The sequence below is a fragment of the Caulobacter radicis genome (assembly GCF_003094615.1).
GTDB classification, from domain to species: Bacteria; Pseudomonadota; Alphaproteobacteria; order Caulobacterales; family Caulobacteraceae; genus Caulobacter; species Caulobacter radicis.
In genome coordinates, this window is the sequence record NZ_QDKO01000010.1 from 13,255 (window position 1) to 37,795 (window position 24,541).

Sequence of the window (24,541 nt, forward strand, 5' to 3'; positions counted from 1 at the left end):
GAACCTCTGCCGTGCGGCGACGTTTGCAAGGCGTCGCCGGCGGGGGTGCGCCTGGTGACGCGGGGCTAGCGTAATGGGCCAGTTTCTCAGTCGGGCGACGATCCGGTTCGCATCGTCGGTCGACCGCCCGGTTCTTCGGTTCTGCCTGGCCGGCGCGGCCGTGGGCCTGGCTGTCGCCGCCCGTTTCGGCGCGGCCAGCCTGACCGACCATCCCAGCAACTTCCCGCCGTTCTTCGTCGCCGTCATGCTGGCCGCCCTGGTCGGCGGGCTGTGGGCGGGCCTGGTGTCGGTGCTGGCCAGCGCCCTGATCGTCCGCCTGCTGTGGATGAGCGGGCCGCTCGACACCCCCCAGGCCGCGCAGCTGGCCACCTTCGCCCTGAGCAGCGGCCTGATCGTGCTGTTCGTCGCCGCCCTGCGGCTGGCCGTGCGCAGCGGTCTGGCCGCCGAGGAGCGGTTCCGCATCGCCCAGGACGCCTCGCTCGACGCCTTCGTGATCCTCGAGCCCGTGCGGCGCGGCGGCCAGGTCGCCGACTTCCGCTGGACCTACGCCAACCCCGCCGCCCAGGCCCTGCGGCCGCGCGGCGTCTCAACCCTGATCGGCCGCCGGGTGCGCGACGTGTTCCGCGACGAGACCGGCCAGCAGATGATCGAGCGCCTGACGCGGCTGCTCGACGAGGGCGGTCCCGACGACCTGGAGGTGCGGCGGGTGATCGACGACGAGGAGCACTGGGTGCGCTCCAGCGGCGTTCGCATCACCGAGGGCCTGGCGGTGACCTTTCGCGACGTGACCCGCGAGCGCCGCGCCCAGGCCGCCCTGCGCACCAGCGAGGAGCAGTTCCGCGGCGTGGCCAACGCCGCCCCGGTGATGATCTGGATCTCGGGCGTCGACGGGGCCTGCATCTGGTTCAACGACGCCTGGCTGAAGTTCACCGGCCGCAGCATGGACGAGGAGCTGGGGCGCGGCTGGGCCGCCGGCGTCCATCCCGATGACCTCGACGCCGCCGAGGCCGAAGCCGCCGCCGCCATCGCGGCCCGCCGCCCGTTCCGCGCCGCCTTCCGCCTGCGCCGGGCCGACGGCGCCTGGCGCTGGATCAGCAGCGCCGGCGCCCCGCGCCACGACGCCTACGGCCAGTTCCAGGGCTATATCGGCAGCTGCTTCGACAATACCGAGGTCGTGGAGACGACGCTCGAACTCGAAGACCGCGTCGCCGAGCGCACCGCCGCCCTGGAGGCCAGCATCGCCGAGCGGGCCAAGACCGAGGCGGCCCTGGCCCAGTCCCAGCGGCTGGAGACCGTCGGCCGGCTGACCGGCGGCGTCGCCCACGACTTCAACAACCTGCTGACGGTGATGGTCGGCGGGCTCGACATGATCCTCAAGCGGCCCGACGACGTGGCCCGCGTGCGGCGCCTGGGCGAGGCGGCCCTGGCCGCCGGCCAGCGCGGCGAGCGCCTGACCCGCCAGCTCCTGGCCTTCTCGCGCAGCCAGGAACTCAAGCTCGAAGTCGTCGACATCGCCGGCCTGATCCTGCAGGTCGAGCCCCTGGTCCGCCGCGCGGTCGGCGACGCCAAGAGCCTGGAGGTCCGCGCCGACCGCGAGGCCGGCTCCAGCCGCGTCGACGCCGCCCAGTTCGAGGCCGCCCTGCTCAATCTCGTCGTCAACGCCGTCGACGCCACGCCCGACCACGGGACCATCACCGTCGAGGTCACGGCCGAGCGGCTGGAGGACGGCCAGGCGGGCGAGGCCCCGGCCGGCGACTATGTCCGCGTCGCGGTGTCCGACACTGGCCATGGCATGTCGCCCGAGGTCCTGGGGCGGGTGTTCGAGCCGTTCTTCACCACCAAGGAGGTCGGCAAGGGCACGGGTCTTGGCCTGGCCCAGGTCTACGGCTTCGTGCGCCAGTGCGGCGGGGCGGTGACCATCGACAGCCAGGAGGACAGGGGCACGACGGTGTCGCTGCACCTGCCGGCCGCGGTTTCCGACGGCGTCGCGGTGGAACGGTCCGAAGGCGCCCCGATCGCCGACCTTTCCGGCGTGCGGGTGCTGCTGGTCGAGGACGACGCCAGCGTCCGGGCCATCACCGAGGGCGCGCTGACCGAACTGGGCTGCGTCGTCGTCACCGCCGAGCACGGCCGCGCGGCCCTGGTCCGGCTGGAGGCCGAGCCGGACTTCGACGTCCTGCTGTCGGATCTCGTCATGCCCGGCGGCGTCAGCGGCGTCGAGCTGGGCCGCATCGTCGCCGACCGCGCGCCCGGCACCGCCGTCCTGCTGACCACCGGCTACGCCGGCGACCGTCTCGCCGCCGCCCTGGAAGACCTGCCCTGGCCGGTGCTGCGCAAGCCGTTCCGCATCGAGCAACTGCATAGGGCGCTGGCCGAGGCGGTGCGGGGCGGACCAAGATGATCCCTCTCTCTTAGAGAGAGGGAGGGGCCCGCCGCGCAGCGGTGGGAGGGTGAGTGGTTTCGCCCTCCCAGGAAAATCCCGATTCCTCTGATTGAGAACGCAGGAACGCCATGCCCAGCTTTGCTGATGGACAGGACCGCCTACGCCCGCCGCCTACGCCAAAGCCAAACCCTGGCGGAAAAGACGCTTTGGACCCTTGTCCGCAACCGCCGCCTCTCAGGCTTCAAGTTCATGCGGCAGATTGCGATCGACCGCTATTTCGCGGACTTCGTCTGCGAGGCGGGCAAGCTGATCGTGGAGCTCGACGGCGCGGCTCATGACGGTCGCGAGGACTATGACGACCAGCGCACCGAAACCTTGGAGCAGCTTGGATACGTGGTGTTGAGGTTCCGCAACGAGCGGGTCCTGGCCGATCCCGGCGGGACCGCCGACGAGATCCTGTCCGCGCTCCGATCGGCCAGGTCGTAACCACTCACCCTCCCACGCCTTGCGGCGCGGGCCCCTCCCTCTCTCTAAGAGAGAGGGATTCCGGACGCCTACCGCCTCCGGCTCAATCCCCCCAGCAGCCCGCGCATGATCTCCCGCCCCGCCTGGCTGGCCACCGTCCGCAGCAGCGACTTGGCGAAGGTCTCGGCCATGCCCTGGCGGCTGGACGAGGCGCGGGGGCGGGAGGCGCGGGCGTCTTCGCGTTCCTCGCGGGCCCGTTCGCGTTCGCGCACCTTCTCCTCCGCCGCCCGCTGGCGCTCGGCCTCGGCGGCGGATGCGGCGGCGGCCGCGTCCTTCTGGGCCTGGGCGGCGCGGCCTTGCAGGGTCTCGTAGGCCGAGGCGCGGTCCTGGGCGGTGTCGTAGAGGCCGGCCACCGGGCTCCTGGCGATGGCGGCGGCGCGCTCTTCCGGCGTCAGCGGGCCCAGGCGCGAGGCCGGCGGCCGGATCAGGGTCTTCTGCACCACGCAGGGTGCGCCCTTGGCGTCGAGCACCGAGACCAGGGCCTCGCCCACGCCCAGGGCCTGGATCGTCTCGGCGGTGTCGAAGGCCGGATTGACCCGGAACGACTGGGCCGCCGCCTTCAGCCCTTTCTGGTCGGCCGGGGTGTAGGCGCGCAGGGCGTGCTGCACGCGCGCGCCCAGCTGGCCCAGCACCGCGTCGGGAATGTCGGCCGGGTTCTGGGTGACGAAATAGATGCCCACGCCCTTGGAGCGGATCAGGCGCACCACCTGCTCGATCTTCTCCAGCAGCGGTTTCGGCGCGTCGTTGAACAGCAGGTGCGCCTCGTCGAAGAAGAACACCAGCTTGGGCTTTTCCGGATCGCCCACCTCGGGCAGCTCTTCGAACAGCTCCGACAGCAGCCACAGCAGGAAGGTCGAATAGAGCTTGGGCGACTGGATCAGCCTGTCGGCCGCCAGCACGTTGACATAGCCGCGCCCCGCCGTGTCGGTGCGCATGATGTCGGCCAGGTTCAGGGCCGGCTCGCCGAAGAAGTGCTCGGCGCCCTGTGTCTGCAGCGTCAGCAGCTTGCGCTGGATCGTCCCGACGGTGGCGGCCGAGACGTTGCCGTATTGGGTGCCGATCTCGCCCGCGTTGTCGGCCACGTATTTCAGCGCCGCCTGAAGGTCCTTCAGGTCGAGCAGCAGCAGGCCGTCCTTGTCGGCGACGTGGAAGGTGATGGTCAGCACCCCTTCCTGCACGTCGTTCAGCTCAAGCAGGCGCGAGAGCAGCAGCGGGCCCATCTCCGAGATGGTCGTGCGGATCGGGTGGCCCTTCTCGCCGAACAGGTCCCAGAAGATGGTCGGCGGCGCGGCCGGGGTCAGGGTGATGTCCATCGACGCGGCGCGGGCCTGCATCTTCTCGTTCGGCGTCCCCAGCGCGGCGACGCCGGAGAGGTCGCCCTTCACGTCGGCGGCGAACACCGGCACGCCCGCGTCGGCGAAGGCCTGGGCCATGACCTGCAGCGTCACCGTCTTGCCGGTGCCGGTGGCGCCGGCCACCACGCCGTGACGATTGGAGCGGTCCAGCCGCTGGGTGACGGGCCCTTCACCGAGCCCGATCAGGATTTCACCTTCGCCGATCGCCAGGGTCATGCGCAACTTCCCTACATGATTGAGGCTTAAGCCTAGCTCTGGCCTTGTCCTTCGCCAATCGGGCTGAACAATGGTCCCCAAGACTTACGCGAACAGAGATTCCCGTCGATGACGACCTTCACGCCCTCGATCACCAGCCGCAACGCCGTCGTCTTCCTGGCGGTGGTCGCGGCGGGCGCGGCCCTCTACTACATGCGCGGCATCCTCACCCCGCTGGTCCTGGCCATCTTCCTGGCGGTGATGATCGACAGTTTCGCCCGCGTCTTGACGGTGCGGGTGCCCAGGTTCCCCGAGAAGCTGGCCCTGCCGACGGCCATCGTGCTGTCGCTGCTGCTGTTCGGCGGCTCGGTGTGGATCGTGGTCGAGAACGGCGCCGGGTTCGTGGGCCAGGCCAAGGCCTACGCCCCCCGCCTCAACGAGGTGATCGCCAAGATCGCCGGCCTGTTCGGGATCCGCGTCGCCCCCACGCTCGACGACCTGATCGCCCAGCTCAATCCGCAGCAATATGTCGGCGCCATCGCCGGCAGCCTGCAGAACTTCGCCTCCAACGCCGTCCTGGTGCTGATCTATCTGGGCTTCATCATCGCCTCGCGCCGGGGCTTCTCGCGCAAGATCGTCGCCCTGTTCCCGCACCACGCCGAGCGCGACCAGTCGGTGGCCCTGTTCCAGCGCATCCGCAACGGGGTCGAGCAGTACCTGTGGATCCAGACCGTCACCGGCCTGATGATCGCCGTGGCCGCCTGGGCGGTGATGGCCCTGGTCGGGCTCGACAACGCCTTCTTCTGGGCCTTCCTGATCTTCATCGCCGCCTACATCCCGATCATCGGCGGAGCCATCGGCTGCATCCTGCCGCCGCTGTTTGCTCTGGTGCAGTTCCCCCACAGCCTGCTGCCGGCCCTGATCCTGGCCGGCTCGCTGCAGGTGATCTTCTTCGTCGTGGGCAATGTCGTGCTGCCGCGCATGCAGGGCGACAGCCTGAACATGGACCCCACCGTCGTGCTGCTGTCGCTGGCCGTCTGGGGCGCGCTGTGGGGCGGCATCGGCATGTTCCTGTCCACGCCCCTGACCGTCGCCCTGATGCTGATCCTGGCCCAGTTCGACGGCACCCGCTGGATCGCCATCCTGCTGTCGGAAGACGGCGATCCGACCAGCGAGCGGGCCACCGGCCACGGGCCGGCCGGGGTCGCCAAACAGGGATCGGCGAGAAAAAAGCCAAGTTCGAAAAAAGGGACTTAAAATTCCTGGAAGCGCTCCTATCTAGGTCTGGTGCCGGGAGCCCCCCAATCCCGGTCCCGCGCGACGCCGGCCTGCTTTACCTGGCGCGTCGAACGCGGAAAACGCCCGCCGCTCCCCCCAAGGCGGGCCTGCGCCGCCGGTCTCCCCCCACCGGCGGCGCTTCCGTGTCCGGAGCAGCGTTTCCGAACAATCCTCGGCCAGGGCGTCCGGATAGAAATGTGGGTGGCGCTTCCTTCGGAATTCAGCAGTTTAGGCAAAATATTGTTCGGTTCTCGGGCGTGTCGGTTGAACGCGCACGGGAAAGGGCTAGGTTGTCGCCAAAAATTCGCGAGGAAATCCCATGGTCGGCGATAGTGACCGCAAGGCGAACCAACAGACGTCCAGCGCCCAGGGCACGGCTCTGAGCGCGGCTCTGGAAACGGCTTTCGGCGGTGCGCTCACCCCTGCCCAGGCCCAGTTCGCGGCGCTGGCCGCCGAAGACTGGTCGGCCGAAGAACTGCCCGCCGTCGAGGCCGGCGACGTGGCCGCCGAGCTGGCCGCCCTCTACCGTTTCGCCGAAGCTTCGGCCAACGAGGCCCTGGCCCTGCGCGTGCGCACCGCCAAGGGCGGCGACGTCCTCGAGATCGTCCAGCCCGACCGTCCCTTCCTCGTCGATTCGATCATGGGCGCCATCGCCGAGACCGGCTTCTCGGTGCGGGCCATGTTCCACCCGATGGTCGAGCTCGCCGGACAGCGCCGGTCGCTGATCCAGGTGTGGCTCGAGCCCGTCGGCCAGGACCGTGAAGAGGCCCTGCTGACCGCCGTCCGCGACGCCCTGGCCGACGCCCACCGCGCCGTCGACGACTTCGACGCCATGCGCGCCCTGATGCGCCGCACGATCGACGAGCTGCGCGGCGCCCAGGTCGACATCCCCGCCGAAGAGCGCGCCGAGGGCGTCGACTTCCTCGACTGGCTGGAAGGCGACCACTTCGTGTTCCTGGGCGCGCGGGTCTACGACTATCCGCGCACCGCCGACGGCGGCTATGCCGCCGAGGAGCCGCTCTATCAGCCCGAAGGCAGCCTGGGCGTCCTGCGCGACCAGACCCGCACCGTCCTGCGCCGCGAAAGCGAGCCGGCGATCCTGTCGCCGCAGGTGCGCGACCACCTGCTGCTGGGCGCCCCGCTGGTCGTGGCCAAGTCGAACCTGCGCTCCAAGGTCCACCGCCGCGGCTACATGGACTACGTCGGCGTGCGCCGCTACGGCGCCGACGGCAAGCCCTCGGGCGAGGTCCGCTTCGTGGGCCTGTTCACCGCCGAGGCCTATGAGACCCCCGCCCACGAGGTGCCGCTGATCCGCCGCAAGGTCGAGCACGTGCTGGACCGGGCCGGCAAGGATCCCGACAGCCACAACGGCAAGCGTCTGCGCAACATCCTCGAGACCTGGCCGCGCGACGAGCTGTTCCAGATCGAGGAGGGCGACCTGCTCTCCATGGCGCTGGGCGTGCTGCACCTCTACGACCGCCCGCGCGTGCGCCTGTTCACCCGCCGCGACCCGTTCGACCGCTTCATCTCGGCCCTGCTGTTCGTGCCGCGCGAGCGCTATGACTCGGGCGTGCGCCAGCGCGCCGGCGACCTGCTCAGCCAGGCCTTCGACGGCCGCGTCTCGGCCTATTATCCCAGCTTCTCCGACGCGCCCCTGGCCCGGGTGCACTACATCCTCGGCGTCAAGCCGGGCGCCCATCCCGAGCCGGACCTGGCCGCGCTGGAAGCGGCCATCGCCGAGACCACCCGCACCTGGGACGACCGCTTCGAGGCCATCGTCCGCGAGCGCGGCGCCACCCGCCCGGTGGTCGACACCCTGTCGCGCTGGGCCGGCGCCTTCCCGCCCGGCTACCGCGACCAGTACGACGCGCCCGAGGCCCTGGCCGACATCGCCGTCGTCGACGACCTGAAGGCCGGCGAGGCCGTGCGCGTGCGGGCCTTCCGCCGCGACGGCGACGACGCCATGACCTTCCGCTTCAAGCTGTATCGTCCGGGCGCGGCCGCGCCGCTGGCCGACGTGCTGCCGATCCTCGAGCACATGGGCCTGAAGGCCCTGATCGAGGACGGCTTCAAGCTGAAGCCCACCATCGACGCCCTCAAGGCCCCGACCTGGGTGCACGAATTCGTGCTGCGCGACGAGCAGGGCGAGCACCTGTCCTTCGCCGACATCAAGTCGGCCTTCGAGGCCGCCTTCGTCGCCATCTGGACCGGCCGCGCGGAAAGCGACGGCTTCAACCGCCTGGTGCTGGAGCTGGGCGTCGACTGGCGCGAGGCCGCCCTGGTGCGCGCCCTGGCCCGCTATCGCCAGCAGACGGGCCTCGACCCCTCGCAGGCCGTGCAGGAAGCCGCCCTGGCCGACAATCCGGGCGTCGCGCGCCTGATCCTGGATCTCTTCCGCATCAAGTTCGACCCGGCCATCGCCGCCGACCTGGCCGCCCGCAAGGCGCAGGCCGCCGCCGTCGCCGAGAAGATCACCGAGGCCCTGCAGGCGGTCGAAAGCCTGGACGCAGACCGGGCCCTGCGCCGCATCGCCGCCCTGGTCGGCGCCATCCAGCGCACCAACTTCTACCAGGCCGGCGAGGATGGGGCCGCCAAGCCGCACATCAGCTTCAAGATCGCCTCGCGCGAACTGGCCGACCTGCCCGCGCCCAAGCCCTACCGCGAGATCTTCGTCTCGGCCCCGCACGTCGAGGGCGTGCACCTGCGCTTTGGTCCCGTCGCCCGCGGCGGCCTGCGCTGGTCCGACCGCCGCGACGACTTCCGCACCGAAGTGCTCGGCCTGGTCAAAGCCCAGCAGGTCAAGAACGCGGTCATCGTGCCGGTCGGCTCGAAGGGCGGCTTCTATCCCAAGCAACTGCCGCGCGGCGGCGACCGCGACGCCATCCAGGCCGAGGCCATCCGCGCCTACAAGACCTTCCTGTCGGGCCTCTTGGACATCACCGACAATATCGACGCCGACAACCAGGTGATCGCCCCGCCGGCCGTGGTCGCCCACGACGGCGAGGATCCCTACCTGGTCGTCGCCGCCGACAAGGGCACGGCCACCTTCTCCGACATCGCCAACGGCCTGGCCGAGAGCTACGGCTTCTGGCTGGGCGACGCGTTCGCTTCAGGGGGATCGGTGGGCTACGACCACAAGGTCATGGGCATCACCGCCCGCGGCGCCTGGGAAGCGGTCAAGCGCCACTTCCGCGAGCTGGGCAAGGATATCCAGGCCGAGCCGTTCACCGTGGTCGGCGTCGGCGACATGTCGGGCGACGTGTTCGGCAACGGCATGCTGCTGTCCAAGCAGACCAAGCTCCTGGCCGCCTTCGACCACCGTCACATCTTCCTCGATCCCGATCCGGATCCGGCCGTCTCGTGGGCCGAACGCGACCGCATGTTCAAGCTGCCGCGCTCGTCCTGGGCCGACTATGACGCCAGCAAGCTCTCCAAGGGCGGCGCCATCGTGCCGCGGAACCAGAAGGAGATCCCGCTGTCGCCCGAGGTCCAGGCCATGCTCGATCTCAAGGCCGCCAGCGTCTCGCCGGCCGAGCTGATGACCGCGATCCTCAAGTCGCGCGCCGAGCTGCTCTATCTCGGCGGCATCGGCACCTATGTGAAGGCCAAGGGCGAGACCAACGCCGAGGCCGGCGACAAGGCCAACGACGCCATCCGCGTCAACGGCGCCGACCTGCGGGTCAAGGTCGTGGGCGAGGGCGCCAATCTGGGCCTGACCCAGGCCGGCCGCATCGAGTTCGCGCAGGCTGCTGGCCATCTCAACACCGACGCCATCGACAACAGCGCCGGCGTCGACAGCTCCGACCACGAGGTCAACATCAAGATCCTCACGGGCCTGCTGGAACGTTCGGGCGAGCTGACCCGCCCGGACCGCAACACGCTGCTGGCCTCGATGACCGACGACGTCGCCCATCACGTGCTGGAGCACAACTACGACCAGACCCTGGCGCTCACCTTGCTTGAAAGCGACAGCGTCGAGGAGCTGGAGGCCCATGCCCGCTTCATGAGCGAGCTGGAGGCCCGCGGGCGCCTGGACCGCAAGGTCGAGGGCCTGCCCGAGGCCGCCGTCCTGGCCGACCGCGCCCAGGCCAAGAAGGGCCTGACCCGTCCGGAACTGGCCGTGCTGCTGGCCTACGGCAAGCTCGACCTGTTCGACGACATCATCGCCTCGCGCGCGCCGGACGATCCCTGGTTCGAGACCACCCTGCGCGGCTACTTCCCGCAGGCGCTCGGCAAGTATGCCGACGCCATGCAGAAGCACCGCCTCAAGCGCGAGATCATCGCCACGGTGGTCGGCAACCAGATGGTCAACATGTGCGGCCCGACCTTCCCGAGCCGCCTGAAGGCCGCCGCCGGCTGCGACGTCGAGGCCCTGGTGGTCGGCTTCGCCGCCGCCCGCGAGATCCTGGGCGTCGACGCCCTGTGGGACCAGGTCTCGGCGCTGGACAACCAGGCCGAGGCCGAGGGCCAGACCGCCCTCTACAAGGCCCTGGCCTACGCCCTGCGCAGCCTGACCTTCTGGCTGGCCCGGCGGGCCTTCCGCGACAAGTCCAGCGTGCAGCAACTGGTCGAGGCCTATGGCCCGTCGGTGGCGGCTCTCAAGAGCAAGACCCCGGCCATCCTGTCGGCCTTCGAGCAGAAGACCACGGCCAAGCGCGCCAAGGCCTATGTCGCCGACGGCGCCCCGCAGGCCCTGGCCGAAGCGGTCGCGGCCCTGCAGCCGGTGACCACGGCCGCCGACCTCGTCGACCTGGGCAACGCGTCCAGCTGGTCGGTCGAGAATGTCGCGCGCCTCTATCACCAGGTCGGCGCGGCCCTGGGCTTCGACCGCCTGCGCTGGGCGGCCGGCCAGTTCGTCGGCGGCGACAGCTTCGAGCGCCTGGCGGTGCGTCGCCTGATCGAGGACCTGCTGCTCGAACAGGCCGCCATCACCCAGGCGGTGCTGAAGTTCTCGGCCAACGCCCAAGCCGGCGACGACGAGGCTTCGGCCAAGCAGGCTGTGGCCTCCTGGGCCGCCCTGCGCGCCGACCGCGTCAAGGCCGCCAAGCGCACGGTGGAAGACATCGAGCAGGCCGGCGGCGGCTGGACCTTCGCCAAGCTCACCATCGCCAACGCGGCGTTGCGCGAGCTGTCGGTGCAGGGCTGAGGCTCCACCCCTCCCCCTTGATGGGGGAGGGGCAGGGGCGGGGGTGAACACGGCGGCGGACGCCTGCGCCGTGGCCAACTCAGCAACCACCCCCATTCCCGACCCTTCCCCCATCAAGGGGGAAGGGAGAACGGGGACTACCCGCCGCCCGCGACGCAGGCCACCATCCCCCCGCCGAATCCCGGGGGATCCATGGCCGCTGACAAAGACCGCATCATCCTGCTCGACGCCCTGCGGGGGCTGGGCGTGCTGGGCATACTGCTGTGCAATGCGCCGGGCTTCGCCTTCCCGATGGCGCTCAGCGACAGCGTCCGCGCCTGGCCGTTCGGGACGGGACCCGAGACGATGTCGGTGTGGCTGGTCACCCAGTGGCTGTTCCAGCGCAAGTTCGTCACCCTGTTCTCGATGCTGTTCGGGATCTCGATGTTCCTGGTCGGCGGCGAGAAGGGCCCCGTTTCGCAAGGCGGGGCGGGGAAGGGCGGGATGCTCTACCGCCGTCTGGGCTGGCTTCTGGTGTTCGGGATCGTCCACGGCTTCGCCATCTGGTGGGGCGACGTGCTGCTGAGCTACGCCCTGGCCGGCTTCGCCGTGGCCCAGGCCCGCTCGTGGCCGGCCCGCAAGCTGCTGTCCTGGGGGATCGGCCTGTGGGTCGCCTTCTCGGCGATGATCATCCTGAGCCTTGGCCTGCTGGCCTTCGCCCCGTCGACCGTCGCCGCCGCCGAGGCCGCCGGGGGCGCGGCCGCCATCGCCGCCTATCGCGGCGACTTCATGCAGTCGCTGGCTATCAACGCCGGCGAGCGGCTGGAGAACCTGCCCTACGAGCCGATCATCTTCCTGCTGACGACCGCGCTGATGATGATCGGCCTGGGCGCCTACAAGAAGGGCGTGTTCACCGGGGCGGCCTCGGGGCGGACCTACGGCGTGCTGATCGCCGTCGGCCTGGCCGCCCTGGCCCTGGTCGGCTGGCCGCATTTCGCCTTCGTGCTGAACGGCATGCAGGAGCGCGACCTGCGCCTGGCCGAGGGGCTGCAGACGGTCACCGCGCCGCTGACCACCCTGGCCTATGTCGGGCTGATGGCGCTGGCGGCGCGCTCGACGGGTTTCTGGCGCAAGATCCCCGCCGTCCTGGCGCCGGTCGGCCAGATGGCCTTCACCAACTACATCGCCCAGTCGCTGGTGATGACCGCCATCTTCTACGGCGGCCGCGGCCTTGGCCTCTATGCCCGCCTCGACCGCCCGGCCCTGGCCCTGATCGTCGTCGCCCTCTGGATCGCCCAGGTGCTGTGGTCGCGCTGGTGGCTCGCGCGCTTCTCCATGGGACCGCTGGAGTGGGTCTGGCGGCGGCTGTATCGCGGGCCGACGCGGTTGCGGCGCTCATAAACTCCCGTCATTCCCCCCTTGTGGCGGGAACCCCTGGTTCAGCTGACACGTGAGACGTAAGCGGCGCGCCGAATTCCGCTAAGGGAGGGGCCGGACATCAAATCCCTCTCTCTAAGAGAGAGGGATTCTGGACGGCGCCAACTTCCGCATCGGGTCCAAGTCCGCGTCTGCTGGCAGCGGCGCATTCCCCGCCACATGCGCGGGAATGCCGGGGTGATCCTTGAGGCAATAACGCCAGCTTCCCCGAATAACCGCGTGCGTCATATGGTTGTCGCCGGGCGGGACTAACGCGACCACGAGACGTCGCGGGCGTCCAGTCGGGGAGTGCGTTGCATGAAGATCGATCGTCGCGGGCTTCTGGCCCTGCTCGGCTCCGGCGCGGCCACGCCGGTGGCGGCCGCCGCGTCCAAGACCTTCGACGGCGAGGTTCGCTTCGCCCACGGCCTGGCCTCGGGCGATCCGCTGGCCGACCGGGTGATCCTGTGGACCCGCGTCACCGCCGAGGGCGCCGCCGCGCCCGTCGCCCTGCGCTGGGAAGTCGCCACCGACGAAGACTTCAAGACCATCGTCGCCCAGGGCCAGACCCAGACGGACGCCGGCCGCGACTGGACGGTCAAGGTCGACGCCGCGGGCCTGAAGCCGGGCACGGACTATCACTTCCGCTTCCGTCCGCTGAAGGCCGGCAAGCCGGTCGGCGAGGGGATCACCGGCCGCACCCGCACCCTGCCGCAGGGGTCGGTGAAGGACGTGGTCCTGGCCGTGGCCTCGTGCTCGCTCTATCCGAACGGCTACTTCACCGCCTACGACGCCATCGCCAGGCTGCCGCGCGTCGACGCGGTGCTGCACCTGGGCGACTACATCTACGAGTACGGCGGCGGTCCCAAGGACTACGGCATGAACTCGCCGGTCGCCGCCCAGCGCCAGCCGGATCCGCCGCACGAGATCGTCAGCCTGTCGGACTATCGCCGCCGCCACGCGATCTACAAGACCGACCCGATGCTGCAGGCCGCCCACGCCCGCGCGCCGTGGATCGTGGTCTGGGACGACCACGAGACCGCCAACGACAGCTGGGTCGGCGGGGCCGAGAACCATGATCCTGAAAAGGGCGAAGGCGACTGGGCCGCGCGCAAGGCCGCCGCCCTGAAGGCCTATTACGAGTGGATGCCGATCCGCGAGCCTTCGGCCGGCGCCCTGCCGGAAGCCGCCTGGCGCCGCTTCCAGTTCGGCGACGTCGCCACCCTCCTGATGGTCGAGACCCGCCTCACCGCCCGCACCGAGCAGCTGGACTACGCCAGGGACCTGGCCTTCTCGGCCGACGGCAAGCCGCAGGTCGAGGCCTTCGTCGCCAAGTGGAAGGACCCCGCCCGCCGGATGATGGGCGAGGGCCAGGAGCAGTGGCTGGCCCGCGAGGTCGACGCCTCGGTCAAGGCCGGCACCGCCTGGCAGGTGCTGGGCAACCAGGTGGTGATGGCCCGCGTCGCCGCCCCCAACCTCAAGGCCACCATGGGCGCGGAGAAGTTCGACGCCATGGTCGCGGCCCTGCCCGACTACGCCAGGGGCCGGGTGGCCAAGGGCGTGGCCATGTCGGCCTTCGACATCCCGTCCAACCTCGACGCCTGGGACGGCTATCCGGTCGACCGCCAGCGGGTCTACGACATCTTCAAGGCCAGCAAGGCCGCCCCGATCGTGCTGGCCGGCGACAGCCACATGTTCTGGGCCAACGAGCTGTGGGACGACGCCGGCTCCACCCGCGTCGCCGCCGAGTTCGGCGCCACCTCGATCACCTCGCCCGGCTATGGCGACCTGATGCCCGGCGCCCCGATCGGCGAGGCCTTCGTCCAGCGGAACAAGGAAGTGAAGTACGCCCACCCCAGCGCCAAGGGCTTCGTCCTGCTGACCCTGGAAAAGGGCCGCGCGACCGGGCAGCTGGTGGCCGTCTCGACCATCCTGTCGACCGACTACACGACCAGCGTGCTGAAGACCTTCGTGGTCACTCCGGCCGATGGCGGCGGGGTCAAGGCGCTGGCGGAGGGGTGAGCGAGGACCCTCTCTCTTCGAGAGAGGGAGGGGCCCGCGCCGAAGGCGTGGGAGGGTGAGAGGTTACGCTCTCACCAGCAACGACACTCAATCATCGTCATCCCGGAAAGCCCGCAGGGCTTATCCGGGACCCAGGGGGACTGGGCTCAAAGCTTGGTTCAACATCCGGTGGTGGTCTCTGCATTGCGGTGGCCCCTGGGTCCCGGGTCTCCGCTTCGCTCCGCCCGGGATGACGGCATAGGGACGGAAGGAATCGAGATTTTCCGGCCAGGGGTGAAACCTCTCACCCTCCCACCGCTTCGCGGTGGGCCCCTCCCTCTCTCGAAGAGAGAGGGATCAGTTTCCTACCGCCGCTCCAGCGCCAGCCTCAGGCCAAACGCGATGAACACGCCGCCGCTGATGCGGTCGAGCCAGCGGACCACGGCCGCCTCGCGCAGCAGGCCGGCCAGCGGCGCGGTGGCGGCGATCAGCAGGCCCGCCCAGGCCAGGCCCAGCAGCACGTGGATCCCGGCCAGCATCGTGCCGAACGCCGCGGGACTCGCGCCGGCGGGCGTGAACTGCGGCAGGAACGAGATGTAGAACACCCCGACCTTGGGATTGAGCAGGTTGGTGAACAGCCCGCGCCGAAACGAGTCCGCCATGCCGCCGCCGGTGGGCGAGACCGCGCCCGGCTCGAAGCGGTCGCGGGGCTTCCACAGCATCCTGACGCCCATCCAGACCAGATAGGCCGCGCCGGCCCACTTCAGGGCCGTGTAGGCCAGCTCCGAGGCGGTCAGCAGCGCTCCGGCCCCGAAGGCCGCGGCCATGCCCCAGACCAGGCAGCCCATCCCGATGCCCATGGCCGCCGCCGCCGCCCGGCGCGGCCCTTCGGTGGCGGCGCTGCGCAGCACCAGCGCGGTGTCGAGGCCCGGCGTGATGGTCAGAAGGCTGGCGGCCAGGGTGAAGGCCAGCAGGGCCTCAGGCGTGGTCATGGACGTGCTCTTCTTCCCGCTCGACCAGCTGGCCGTTCTCCCAGACCCGATAGAAGCACGAGCGGAAGCCCACGTGGCAGGCCCCGCCGTCGCCCTGCGGCCGCACCTTGATGACCACGGCGTCCTGGTCGCAGTCGATGCGCACCTGCGTGACGATCTGCAGCTGGCCGCTGGTCTCGCCCTTCTTCCACAGGCCATTGCGCGAGCGGCTGAAATAGTGGGCCACGCCCGTGTCCAGCGTCAGCTTCAGGGCCTCGTCGTTCATCCAGGCCAGCATCAGGATCTCGCCGGTGTCGGCGTGCTGGGCCACCGCCGCCACCAGGCCGTTGGCGTCGAAGCGCGGGGCGATGACGACGCCCCGTTCCAGGGCCTGCTTGTCGGGGGCGGCGGGGAAGATCTGGCTGGTCATCAAAGACATATGGCGCAAAGGGGGCAGTTCAGGCTAGCCTCCGCGCACCGGCGGGGGACGGGAACGACAGGGACGATGGACCTAAAGTCCAGGATCAAGGATGGCGTGGCGGCGCTGGACCGCCGGGCGCGTCCGTGGGCGCAGCGCTCGAAGGCCAACGAATGGGCCTACGAGTTCCTGCTGTTCGGCCTCAAGCAAGCCTGGGCCTGCCTGTTCGGCGGCCTGATGCTGGCGCTGCTGGTCGGCACCTACCTGTTCTGGCCGCACGACGCGGCTCTCGCCCGCTACGACTTCCTCGTCATCGCCTCGGTCGCCATCCAGGCGATGCTGATCCTGCTCAAGCTCGAGCGCTGGGACGAGGCGGCGGTGATCGCCATCTTCCACCTGGTCGGCACGGCCATGGAGATCTTCAAGACCGCCCACGGCTCGTGGATCTATCCCGAGGCCAGCGTGCTGCGGATCGGCGAGGTGCCGCTGTTCACCGGCTTCATGTACGCCTGCGTGGGCAGCTACATCGCCCGTATCTGGCGGCTGTTCGACATCACCTTCATCCGCTACCCGCCGTTCTGGAGCGCCCACGTCCTGGCGGTGCTGATCTATCTGAATTTCTTCACCCACCACTATGTCACCGACATGCGGCTGGGGCTGTTCGCCCTGTCGGCCCTGCTGTTTGGCCGCACCTGGTTCGTGTTCACGCCCGACCGCGTGCAGCGCCGCATGCCGATGCTGCTGGGCCTGATGCTGGTGGCGCTGTTCATCTGGCTGGCCGAGAACCTCGGCACCGCCGCCGGCGCCTGGATCTATCCCAGCCAGCGCGAGGGCTGGCACATGGTGCCGATCGAGAAGCTGGGCGCCTGGTACCTCTTGATGACCATCAGCTTCGTGCTGGTCAGCCTCGTCCACCGCCCGCTCGACGCCTGCGTCGAACGCCTGCGCGAAGGCATCCGGGCGGCGGTCTGATCGCCGGAGAAACTTCGGCGGCGGCGCCCTGGACGTGCTATAAAGGGTCATGCGCCGGAGAGCGCTAGACGAGGTCCCGTTCGCGGCGCTCTCGACCTGCTCGGCGATTTGTCGATCCCATCCGTTTCTGTTCATCGCCGCCGGCGTCCGGCGCGAAACCCCCGTTATCGGGGGCGCGACGAGGCCTGCGGCGCGCCTGGAGGACGTTCATGTCCCACCCCAAGACGATCGACGAGCGCCCGCCGCGTCTGTCGCGCGACCTGCGCCTGCTGGCGCTCTCGGAGGCCTTGCGCCGCTACGCGGTCAGGCTCCAGCCCGACGTCAACGCGGCCGGCCTGCTGGTCCACCGCGCCTTCGCGGCGGCCTTCGCCAAGCCGGTGCGCCCCGGTGGCGGCGAGGCGGCCGGGACGATGGAGGCCGGGCTGCGCGACCATGTCGACCGCAATCTGGCCGACGACGGCGCCAAGGCCTCCTCCAGTTCGGCGGCGCCTCATGACCGATCGTGATCCTCCCCGTCGCCCGCCCTTCGGCCGTCATGACTACGAGCTGACCTACGGCTGGCGGGACGAGGCGCTGAACGTGACCATCGGCGGCAAGCTGGCGACCCCGCCCGTGATCGGCGACGTCTACACACTGGGTTCGCCGGGCGGCATCCAGGACTTCACCGTGGTGCATCTCAGTCGTGAGGGCGGTCGCGGCTGGCTGGCCCGCTGCACCGCCACGCCCTACGAGGGCCATGGAGGCGAGCGGTGAGCGACGATCTCGAGCAACTGCGACGCGAGAACGAGTACCTCAAGCGCCGGAACGCCCAGCTGCAGGCCGAGGCCTCGGACCTGGCCAGCGAGGTTCTGCGGCTGCAGCAGCATCTCGGCCGTCTTGCGGTGCGCGCCGCCACGGCGCCCAATCCCCTGTCGGGAGGACAATAGATGGATCTGCCGCCACAGCACGTCTCGGCCCTGCGCAACCTGGCGCGCAAGAAGCTCGGCCATGATGTCGACTGGATCAACATCTCCGACGCTCGGGCCCTGACCGACCAGGGCCTGGCCGAACGCGGCCGCACCGGCTGGGTGATCACCCGGGCCGGCGAGGCGGCGCTGTCGGCGCACGAGCGGGGTTAGGGCCAGATCCTCCCCCTCTGGGGGAGGTGGCCCAAAGGGCCGGAGGGGGGACGTTTTCAGCCGCCGTGGCGTTGGCCGATTTCGCGGCCACACCCCCCTCAGTCGCTTCGCGACAGCTCCCCCAGAGGGGGAGCATCTTTGCGGCCTACTTCCTCACCAGGTCCATGAACCGCTGCTGCAGGACCTTGTCGGTCTTGAACACGCCGCGGAACTGGGTGGTGATGGTCGAGACGTCGTGGTGGTGCACGCCGCGGGTCGACATGCACTGGTGCTCGGCGTCGATCAGCACGGCGACGCCGGCGGCCGAGAGGTGGTCCTCGATGGCGTCGGCGACCTGCATGGTCATGGTTTCCTGGGTCTGCAGGCGCTTGGCGTAGATTTCCACCAGGCGCGCCAGCTTCGACAGGCCCACGACCTTGCCGGTGGGCATGTAGGCCACCCAGGCCTTGCCCAGGAACGGCGCCATGTGGTGCTCGCAGTGGCTCTGCACGTCGATGCCGCGCAGCATGACCATGTCGTCATAGCCCTGCACGTCCTCGAAGGTGCGCGACAGCTCCTTGGCCGGGTCGCCGTGATAGCCGGCGAACCACTCGCCATAGGCGTCGACCACGCGCTGGGGCGTGTCGAGCAGGCCTTCGCGGTCGGGGTTGTCGCCCGCCCAGGCCAGCAGCGTGCGCACGGCGGCCATGGCTTCGTCGCGGGTGGGGCGCTGGGCGGGTTCAAGATCAAGAGCGGCGTCGTCGGAGCCGATCAGGGTTCGCTCGCGGGTCAGGGCGTCCATGTTTTCGCGGGGTTTCTTTCCACGGGCTGAGTTGCGCCAGGACGCCTGTCGTCCTGGAATTACGCGTGCCACCCGTTAAAGGGCGCGCCCCTCACGTCGTTAAAGACGTGGTTCGAAGGCGCGCACCTCGCTATATGGGTCCGGTTTTTCGTTCCGACAACACCCTTCCGCTGCGTCAAGGCGACCGACTTTTCATGACCATCAGGCTCTACGACACCATGGCGCGCGAGAAGCGCGACTTCGTTCCCGCCGATCGCGACCGGGTGACGATGTATGTCTGTGGACCGACGGTCTACGGCTACGCCCACATCGGCAACTTCCGTCCGGTGGTGGCCTTCGACGTGCTGTTCCGCCTGCTGCGCCACGAGTTCGGCGACGAGGCGGTGGTCTATGCGCGCAACGTCACCGACGTCGACGACAAGATCAACAAGAAGGCCGCCGACGAGGGCGTCGAGATCAAGGTCATCACCGACCGCTATCTCGAAGCCTATCACCAGGACGCCGATGCGCTCGGAGCCCTGCGCCCGACGCTGGAGCCCAAGGCCACCGACCACATCGGCGCCATCGTCGAGATGATCGGCAAGCTCGTGGACAACGGCTCGGCCTACGCCGCCGACGGCCACGTGCTGTTCGACACCCAGAGCTTCCCCGACTATGGCCAGCTTTCCGGCCGGCCGCTGGACGAGATGATCGCCGGCGCCCGCGTCGAGGTCGCGCCCTACAAGCGCCACCCGGCCGACTTCGTGCTGTGGAAGCCGTCCAAGGAGAACGAGCCGGAGTGGGAAAGCCCCTGGGGCGCGGGCCGTCCGGGCTGGCACATCGAGTGCTCGGCGATGATCGACAAGCAGCTGGGCCTGCCGATCGACATCCACGCCGGCGGCATCGACCTGCAGTTCCCCCACCATGAGAACGAGGTGGCGCAAGGCCGCTGCGCTCACGGCCTGCCGACCTACGCCCGCTACTGGATGCACAACGGCTTCCTCGACATGGCCGGCGAGAAGATGTCCAAGAGCCTGGGCAACGTCATCATCCCGCACGAGCTGGTGAAGACCGTGCCGGGCGAGGTGGTGCGCTGGGCCCTGCTGAGCGCCCACTACCGCCAGCCGCTGGACTGGACGCCCGAGCTGCTGGACCAGAGCCGCAAGTCGCTGGACCGCCTTTACGGCGCCCTGCGCCGCGCCAAGGACGTCGTTCCCGACCAGGCCGTCGAGGCTCCGCAGGAGGTGATGGACGCCCTGTGCGACGACCTCAACACCCCGGCCGCCGTGGCCAAGCTGTTCGAGGTCTCCAGCGCCATCGAGAAGGCCGTCACCGCCGGCGACCTGACCGAGGTGGCGATCCACAAGTCGCGCCTGCTCGAGGCCGGCGCCCTGATGGGCTTCCTGCAGGCCGATCCCGACAGCTGGTTCGAAGGCGACGCCTCCGACGAACTGAGGGCTCAGGTCGAGGACCTGCTGGCCCGCCGCGTCGCCGCCCGCGCCGCCAAGGACTGGACCGCTGCCGACGCCATCCGCGGCGAACTCGACGCCCTGGGCGTCGTGGTCATGGACAGCCCCACGGGCGCCACCTGGCGGATGAAGGACTGATCACGCAAAAGGCCCCCTCCAACGAGGGGGCCTTTTTCTTATCCGTAAAATCCCCGCGAAAACGGGGACCCAGGCTTTTTCTGAAACGCTTGGCGCTCGACGATAAAACACCTGGGCCCCCGCTTTCGCGGGGGTTTTACGGGTTTGGTGTTCCTCGCTCGCGAGCGCCTACCTAGCCGTCGATCCCGCATTCTCCGGATCCGGCGGCAGGCCGGTCTTCGGATCGCGCGGCACGGGCGCGAAGCCCTCGGCGATGAACAGGTCGGTGCGGCGGTTGCGCTTGGCGTCCAGGCGCACGCGGACGATCTCGTCGCCCGAGTGGGCCTTGAAGTCCTGCTCGATCTTCGACCGGTAGACCCCCTCCAGGCTGGCGACCAGCGCCCGGCGGCCGTACTCGGCGGTCAGCGGGGCCTCGGTCTCGGCCTGGTTCTGCGGATGGGCCTCGTGCACCCAGATGCGCAGCGGCGGGGCGCCGAACGTGCCCCAGTAGTCGCGGCCGTAATAGGCCGCCACGTTGAACAGGAAGCGGTCGTCGACGGCCACGGCGCTCACGCCGACGCCGGCCTGCTCCTCGCGGGCCCGGTCGATGATCGCCTGCACCGTCTGGTCCCAGCCGCGCACCCGCTTGAAGCTGTTGGACAGGCCGATGTTGTCGGCCAGGCGCGGGTTGGTCAGGCAGGCCAGGAACAGGCCCGCGAACGCGCCCTGCACGGCCAGGCCCGCGATCAGCCACTTGCGCGCGCCCCAGCGCATCATCCAGCCGGCCGCCAGCACCGAGCCGGCGACATAGGCGGCGGCGGCCCAGTTGGCGTTGGCGCGGCTGACGAAGGCCTGGCCGGCCACGGTCAGCAGCGGCGGCAAAGCAAAGCACAGCAGCAGCACGTCGGCGGGTTGCAGCTTGCGGCGCGCCGCCAGCACGATCCCGCCGCCCAGCAGCACGCCGAAGGGCAGGGGGCCGAACACCCCGAACTGCGAGCCGATGAACTCGACCAGCTCACGCGGGTTGAACAGCGAGTGCGAGCCCCAGTTGGCGTTGGCGGCGGTGTGCTCGACCGTGGCGAACTTGTGGGCGGCGTTCCAGATCACGTTCGGCGCGAAGACGGCGATCAGTACGCCGAAGAAGGCCAGGGCCATCGGCCAGGTCCACGTCTTGCGGGCCTCTCGCGAGAGGGCAAGGTGCGCGCCGATGCTGAAGAGCACGTAGACGGCCGCGTACTTCGACAGGAACGACAGCCCCAGCGCCGCGCCCAGGCCGGCGGCGACCAGCAGGCGCGGGCGACCGGCCTCCACGGCCGGCAGCGAGACATAGGCCCAGATCGTCAGGGCCAGGAAGAACAGCAGCGGCGCGTCGGTGCCGATCACCGCCGACGACAGGGCCACGCCCGGCATCAGGGCGTAGACCGCCGCGGCGGCCAGGCCCGTCCAGCCGCCGTAGAGCCGGCGGGCGATGCGATAGAGCACCAGGGCCGTGGCCCCGTGCAGCAGCGGCGCGCCGACCCGCAGCCAGGCCTCCTGGTCGCCGCCGATCTGGGTGGTCAGCCAGATCACCCAGGCCACCATCGGCGGCTTGGAGTAGTAGCCGAAGTCCAGGGTGCGCGACCAAAGCCAGTATTGGGCTTCGTCCGGGTACAACTCCAGCGGCGTCGAAAAAATCGCCAGAACCCGGACGATCGTCAAAAGGCCGACCGCGATCACGGTCAGGCGCCAGGCGCGGGCTTCGGAATCCAAGGCGGACAAGGCGGCAGCGGTCATGCCCTCTCCTTAGCCAAGTAAGTGAAATCTGACCAATCGTTCCGCAAACGACCGTCGTTGTGGCAGTTTCTGGGCGATCGTGGCGTTTCCGTCACCAAACCTTCGAAATGTTTCGCTAAACCCCCGGAACGATGCGGATTGATGCTCACCTTTAGGGCTCGCGTCAAAGAATGAGGGGATCCTTCGATATGAACACGAAAAAAATCGCCTGCCTGGCGTCGACCGCGCTGGTCGGCAGCCTGCTGGCGGCGACCGCCGCTTTCGCCCAGTCGACCGGCACCGACGCCGTCGAGGCCATCGTCGTCACCGCCACCACCACCCGCAACCAGAACGGCGCGATCGTCTCGCAGACCGTTCCGAAGTCGCGTTCGACCATCACGCAGGAGTTCATCTCCCGCCAGGTTCCCGGCCAGACCATCCTGGACTCGCTGAACCTGATGCCGGGCGTCAACTTCACCAACAACGACGCTTTCGGTTCGGCCGGCGGCGACATCAACATTCGCGGCTTCGACAGCCAGCGCGTCGCCCTGTTGCAAGACGGCATCCCGCTGAACGACAGCGGCAACTACGCCATCTATCCGAACCAGCAGATGGACTCGGAGCTGATCTCCAAGGTCGACGTGAACCTGGGCACGACCGACGTCGACAGCCCGACGGCCGCGGCCGCCGGCGGCACCATCAACTACGTGACCCGCAAGCCGTCGGAAGACTTCGGCGCCACGATCGAGCTGCAAGGCGGTCAAGAAAACTTCCGCCGCTTCTTCGGCGTGATCGACACCGGGGCCATCGGCCCGCTCGGCACCAGCGCCTGGATCAGCTACGCGGAGTCGAAGAACGACATCTTCAACGGCCCGGGCAAGATCCACAAGAAGCAGTTCAACGCCCGTATCTACCAGCCGATCGGCGACAACGGCGACTTCGTCAGCCTGATCGCCAACTACAACGAAAACCGCAACAACTTCATCAACCGCATGTCGCTGGCGGCCTTCCAGGCTGGCACCGGCGTCGGCTACAGCAGCGCGGTCTCGGGCACCACTGCGGCTGGCGCCTGTAACCGGGCCATGCCGGTCGTCGGCTCCGCCCAGGTCGATCTGAACACCGGCACCTGCTACAAGTACAACATCAACCCGTCGAACACGGGCAACATCCGCGGTCAGTCGCTGTTCCACATCGGCGAGAACCTGATCATCACGGCCGACCCGTACTTCCAGTACACCCTGGCCAACGGCGGCGGTCGCGCCCTGTTCCGTGAAGACGGCACCGGCACCGGCAACGGCTTCATCCGCGGCTCGGCCCTGACCGGCGGCCTGGACCTGAACGGCGACGGCGACACGCTCGACACCGTCCTGCTGTACGGCCCCAACATCACCAACACCCGCCGCTACGGCGTGACCTCGTCGGCGATCTGGAAGTTCTCGGACAGCCAGAGCATCCGTGCGGCCTACACCTTCGACACGGCCAACCACCGTCAGACCGGTCAGTACACGAACTTCGACCTGCAGATGAACCCGGAGAACGTGTTCGGCGGCAAGGACGGCTACGGCCAGCCGATCAAGCTCTCGGACGGCAGCATCCTGCGTCGTCGCGACCGCGTTTCGGTGGCGACCCTGAACCAGTTCTCGGTGGAATACCGCGGCAAGTTCATGGACGACGCCCTGCTGGTGAACGTCGGCCTGCGCGCCCCGTTCTTCAAGCGCGAGCTGAACAACTTCTGCTACCAGGTCGACACGTTCAACGCCTACTGCACCAACCAGGCCCCGACCGCCGTTGCGGGCACTGACGACGGCAACGGCCAGACCCTGGTCACCCTGCCGGGTCAAGGTACGACCCAGTACGGCCGTCCGCGGAAGTTCAACCGCAAGTATGACGACGTGCTGCCGAACTTCGGCGCCAGCTACAAGCTGACCGGCGCCCAGTCGGTCTACTTCAGCTACGCCCAGACCCTCTCGGCGCCGCGGACCGACGACCTGTACGACCGCAAGCTGACCGATCCGGATCCGGAAACCGCCAACGTCTACGACATCGGCTACCGCTACCAGAACTCGACGGTCCTGTTCGCGGCCTCGGCCTACTACAACGACTTCACCAACCGCATCGAACGCGCGTTCAACGAGCAGGACAACATCGCCTTCTCGGTCAACGTCGGCGACGTGGTGCTGAAGGGCTTCGACGCCCAGCTGGGCATTCGTCCGGCTGACTACATCGGCTTCTACGCTTCGTTCTCGTACGTCGACTCCGAGATCCAGTCGAACATCCCGGGCACCTCGGCCGGCACCACCCTGCCGACCAAGGGCAAGGAACTGTACGAAACCCCGAAGTACCAGGGCGGCCTCCGCGTCGACTGGGACATCACCGAGGCCTTCAGCGTCGGCGTCCAGGCCAAGTACGTCGGCGAGCGCTGGACCAACCTGACCAACACCGAAAAGGTGCCGAGCTACGCTCTGCTGGACCTGGACGCGCGCTACACGCTCGAACAGTTCGGCGCGAAGGGCTCGTACATCCAGCTGAACGTCAAGAACCTGTCGGACGAGAAGTACCTCGGCGACCTGTCGGTCAACCCGTCGGGCACCGGCACCGGTCAGCCGGGCTACCCGCGGACCGTCATGGTCACCCTGCACGCCAAGTTCTAATCGAACTTGGACGCGTAAGGACGGAAAGGGCGGCT

General features: G+C 69.1%; 18 protein-coding genes. 13 read left to right on the forward strand and 5 right to left on the reverse strand.

Annotated elements, in window-relative coordinates; all coding sequences use genetic code 11:
- Window positions 1-73: 73 nt before the first annotated feature.
- Together DDF62_RS05795 and DDF62_RS05800 are read left to right on the forward strand one after the other, a co-directional pair.
- A complete protein-coding gene (locus DDF62_RS05795) occupies window positions 74-2,401 on the forward strand; it encodes an ATP-binding protein (protein WP_116488254.1) in 2,328 nt (775 codons plus the stop codon).
- Window positions 2,402-2,527: 126 nt separating this feature from the next.
- On the forward strand, window positions 2,528-2,869 hold the full coding sequence (locus DDF62_RS05800) for an endonuclease domain-containing protein (protein ID WP_116488255.1): 342 nt from the start codon (window positions 2,528-2,530) through the stop codon (window positions 2,867-2,869).
- Window positions 2,870-2,937: 68 nt separating this feature from the next.
- Here the strand turns inward: DDF62_RS05800 and DDF62_RS05805 are convergent, their stop codons facing one another.
- Window positions 2,938-4,479, reverse strand: coding sequence for a helicase HerA-like domain-containing protein (locus DDF62_RS05805; RefSeq protein ID WP_116488256.1), 1,542 nt, complete (start codon window positions 4,477-4,479; stop codon window positions 2,938-2,940).
- A 108-nt stretch (window positions 4,480-4,587) separates the two neighbouring features.
- Between DDF62_RS05805 and DDF62_RS05810 the strand changes: the two genes are divergently transcribed.
- The 4 genes from DDF62_RS05810 (at window position 4,588) to DDF62_RS05825 (ending at window position 14,299) form a co-directional block, all read left to right on the forward strand.
- Window positions 4,588-5,715: an AI-2E family transporter gene (locus tag DDF62_RS05810; RefSeq protein WP_116488257.1), complete on the forward strand. Its 1,128-nt coding sequence runs from the start codon at window positions 4,588-4,590 to the stop codon at window positions 5,713-5,715.
- A gap of 340 nt (window positions 5,716-6,055) precedes the next feature.
- The gene (locus DDF62_RS05815) at window positions 6,056-10,882 is read left to right on the forward strand and encodes an NAD-glutamate dehydrogenase (protein WP_116488258.1); all 4,827 of its coding nucleotides are present in this window, start codon (window positions 6,056-6,058) and stop codon (window positions 10,880-10,882) included.
- 192 nt (window positions 10,883-11,074) lie between these two features.
- Complete coding sequence (locus DDF62_RS05820; RefSeq protein ID WP_116488259.1) at window positions 11,075-12,262, forward strand: DUF418 domain-containing protein; 1,188 nt, start codon at window positions 11,075-11,077, stop codon at window positions 12,260-12,262.
- A gap of 333 nt (window positions 12,263-12,595) precedes the next feature.
- On the forward strand, window positions 12,596-14,299 hold the full coding sequence (locus DDF62_RS05825; RefSeq protein ID WP_116488260.1) for an alkaline phosphatase D family protein: 1,704 nt from the start codon (window positions 12,596-12,598) through the stop codon (window positions 14,297-14,299).
- A gap of 344 nt (window positions 14,300-14,643) precedes the next feature.
- Here the strand turns inward: DDF62_RS05825 and DDF62_RS05830 are convergent, their stop codons facing one another.
- Both DDF62_RS05830 and hisI read right to left on the reverse strand, forming a co-directional pair.
- Window positions 14,644-15,270: a LysE family translocator gene (locus tag DDF62_RS05830; RefSeq protein WP_116488261.1), complete on the reverse strand. Its 627-nt coding sequence runs from the start codon at window positions 15,268-15,270 to the stop codon at window positions 14,644-14,646.
- Entirely contained in the window at window positions 15,257-15,679 is a 423-nt protein-coding gene (hisI, locus tag DDF62_RS05835) for a phosphoribosyl-AMP cyclohydrolase (RefSeq protein ID WP_116488462.1), read from the reverse strand. The genes DDF62_RS05830 and hisI overlap by 14 nt, the downstream gene beginning before the upstream one ends.
- Before the next feature lie 75 nt (window positions 15,680-15,754).
- On the opposite strand from hisI, the gene DDF62_RS05840 reads away from it, so the two are divergent.
- From DDF62_RS05840 to DDF62_RS05855, 5 genes are all read left to right on the forward strand, one after another.
- Entirely contained in the window at window positions 15,755-16,639 is an 885-nt protein-coding gene (locus DDF62_RS05840) for a DUF817 domain-containing protein (protein ID WP_116488262.1), read from the forward strand.
- Between the two features lie 209 nt (window positions 16,640-16,848).
- Window positions 16,849-17,145 carry a hypothetical protein gene (locus DDF62_RS05845; protein WP_116488263.1) on the forward strand — a complete coding sequence of 99 codons (297 nt, stop codon included), beginning with the start codon at window positions 16,849-16,851 and terminating at the stop codon, window positions 17,143-17,145.
- Window positions 17,132-17,392, forward strand: coding sequence for a hypothetical protein (locus DDF62_RS05850; RefSeq protein ID WP_116488264.1), 261 nt, complete (start codon window positions 17,132-17,134; stop codon window positions 17,390-17,392). The genes DDF62_RS05845 and DDF62_RS05850 overlap by 14 nt, the downstream gene beginning before the upstream one ends.
- Window positions 17,389-17,565 (forward strand): coiled-coil domain-containing protein, encoded by a 177-nt coding sequence (locus tag DDF62_RS25530; protein WP_165832186.1) that lies wholly within the window; start codon window positions 17,389-17,391, stop codon window positions 17,563-17,565. Before DDF62_RS05850 ends, DDF62_RS25530 begins: the two co-directional genes overlap by 4 nt.
- A complete protein-coding gene (locus tag DDF62_RS05855) occupies window positions 17,566-17,757 on the forward strand; it encodes a hypothetical protein (RefSeq protein WP_116488265.1) in 192 nt (63 codons plus the stop codon).
- 145 nt (window positions 17,758-17,902) lie between these two features.
- Here DDF62_RS05855 and folE read toward each other — a convergent pair whose 3' ends face one another.
- Window positions 17,903-18,538 (reverse strand): GTP cyclohydrolase I FolE, encoded by a 636-nt coding sequence (gene folE / locus DDF62_RS05860; RefSeq protein ID WP_116488266.1) that lies wholly within the window; start codon window positions 18,536-18,538, stop codon window positions 17,903-17,905.
- 194 nt (window positions 18,539-18,732) lie between these two features.
- On the opposite strand from folE, the gene cysS reads away from it, so the two are divergent.
- Window positions 18,733-20,124 carry a cysteine--tRNA ligase gene (gene cysS, locus DDF62_RS05865; protein ID WP_116488463.1) on the forward strand — a complete coding sequence of 464 codons (1,392 nt, stop codon included), beginning with the start codon at window positions 18,733-18,735 and terminating at the stop codon, window positions 20,122-20,124.
- 168 nt (window positions 20,125-20,292) lie between these two features.
- Here cysS and DDF62_RS05870 read toward each other — a convergent pair whose 3' ends face one another.
- Window positions 20,293-21,876, reverse strand: a complete 1,584-nt coding sequence (locus tag DDF62_RS05870) for an ArnT family glycosyltransferase (RefSeq protein ID WP_116488267.1) — start codon at window positions 21,874-21,876, stop codon at window positions 20,293-20,295.
- A 188-nt stretch (window positions 21,877-22,064) separates the two neighbouring features.
- Between DDF62_RS05870 and DDF62_RS05875 the strand changes: the two genes are divergently transcribed.
- Window positions 22,065-24,506, forward strand: coding sequence for a TonB-dependent receptor (locus DDF62_RS05875; RefSeq protein ID WP_116488268.1), 2,442 nt, complete (start codon window positions 22,065-22,067; stop codon window positions 24,504-24,506).
- The last annotated feature ends 35 nt before the right edge of the window (window positions 24,507-24,541 follow it).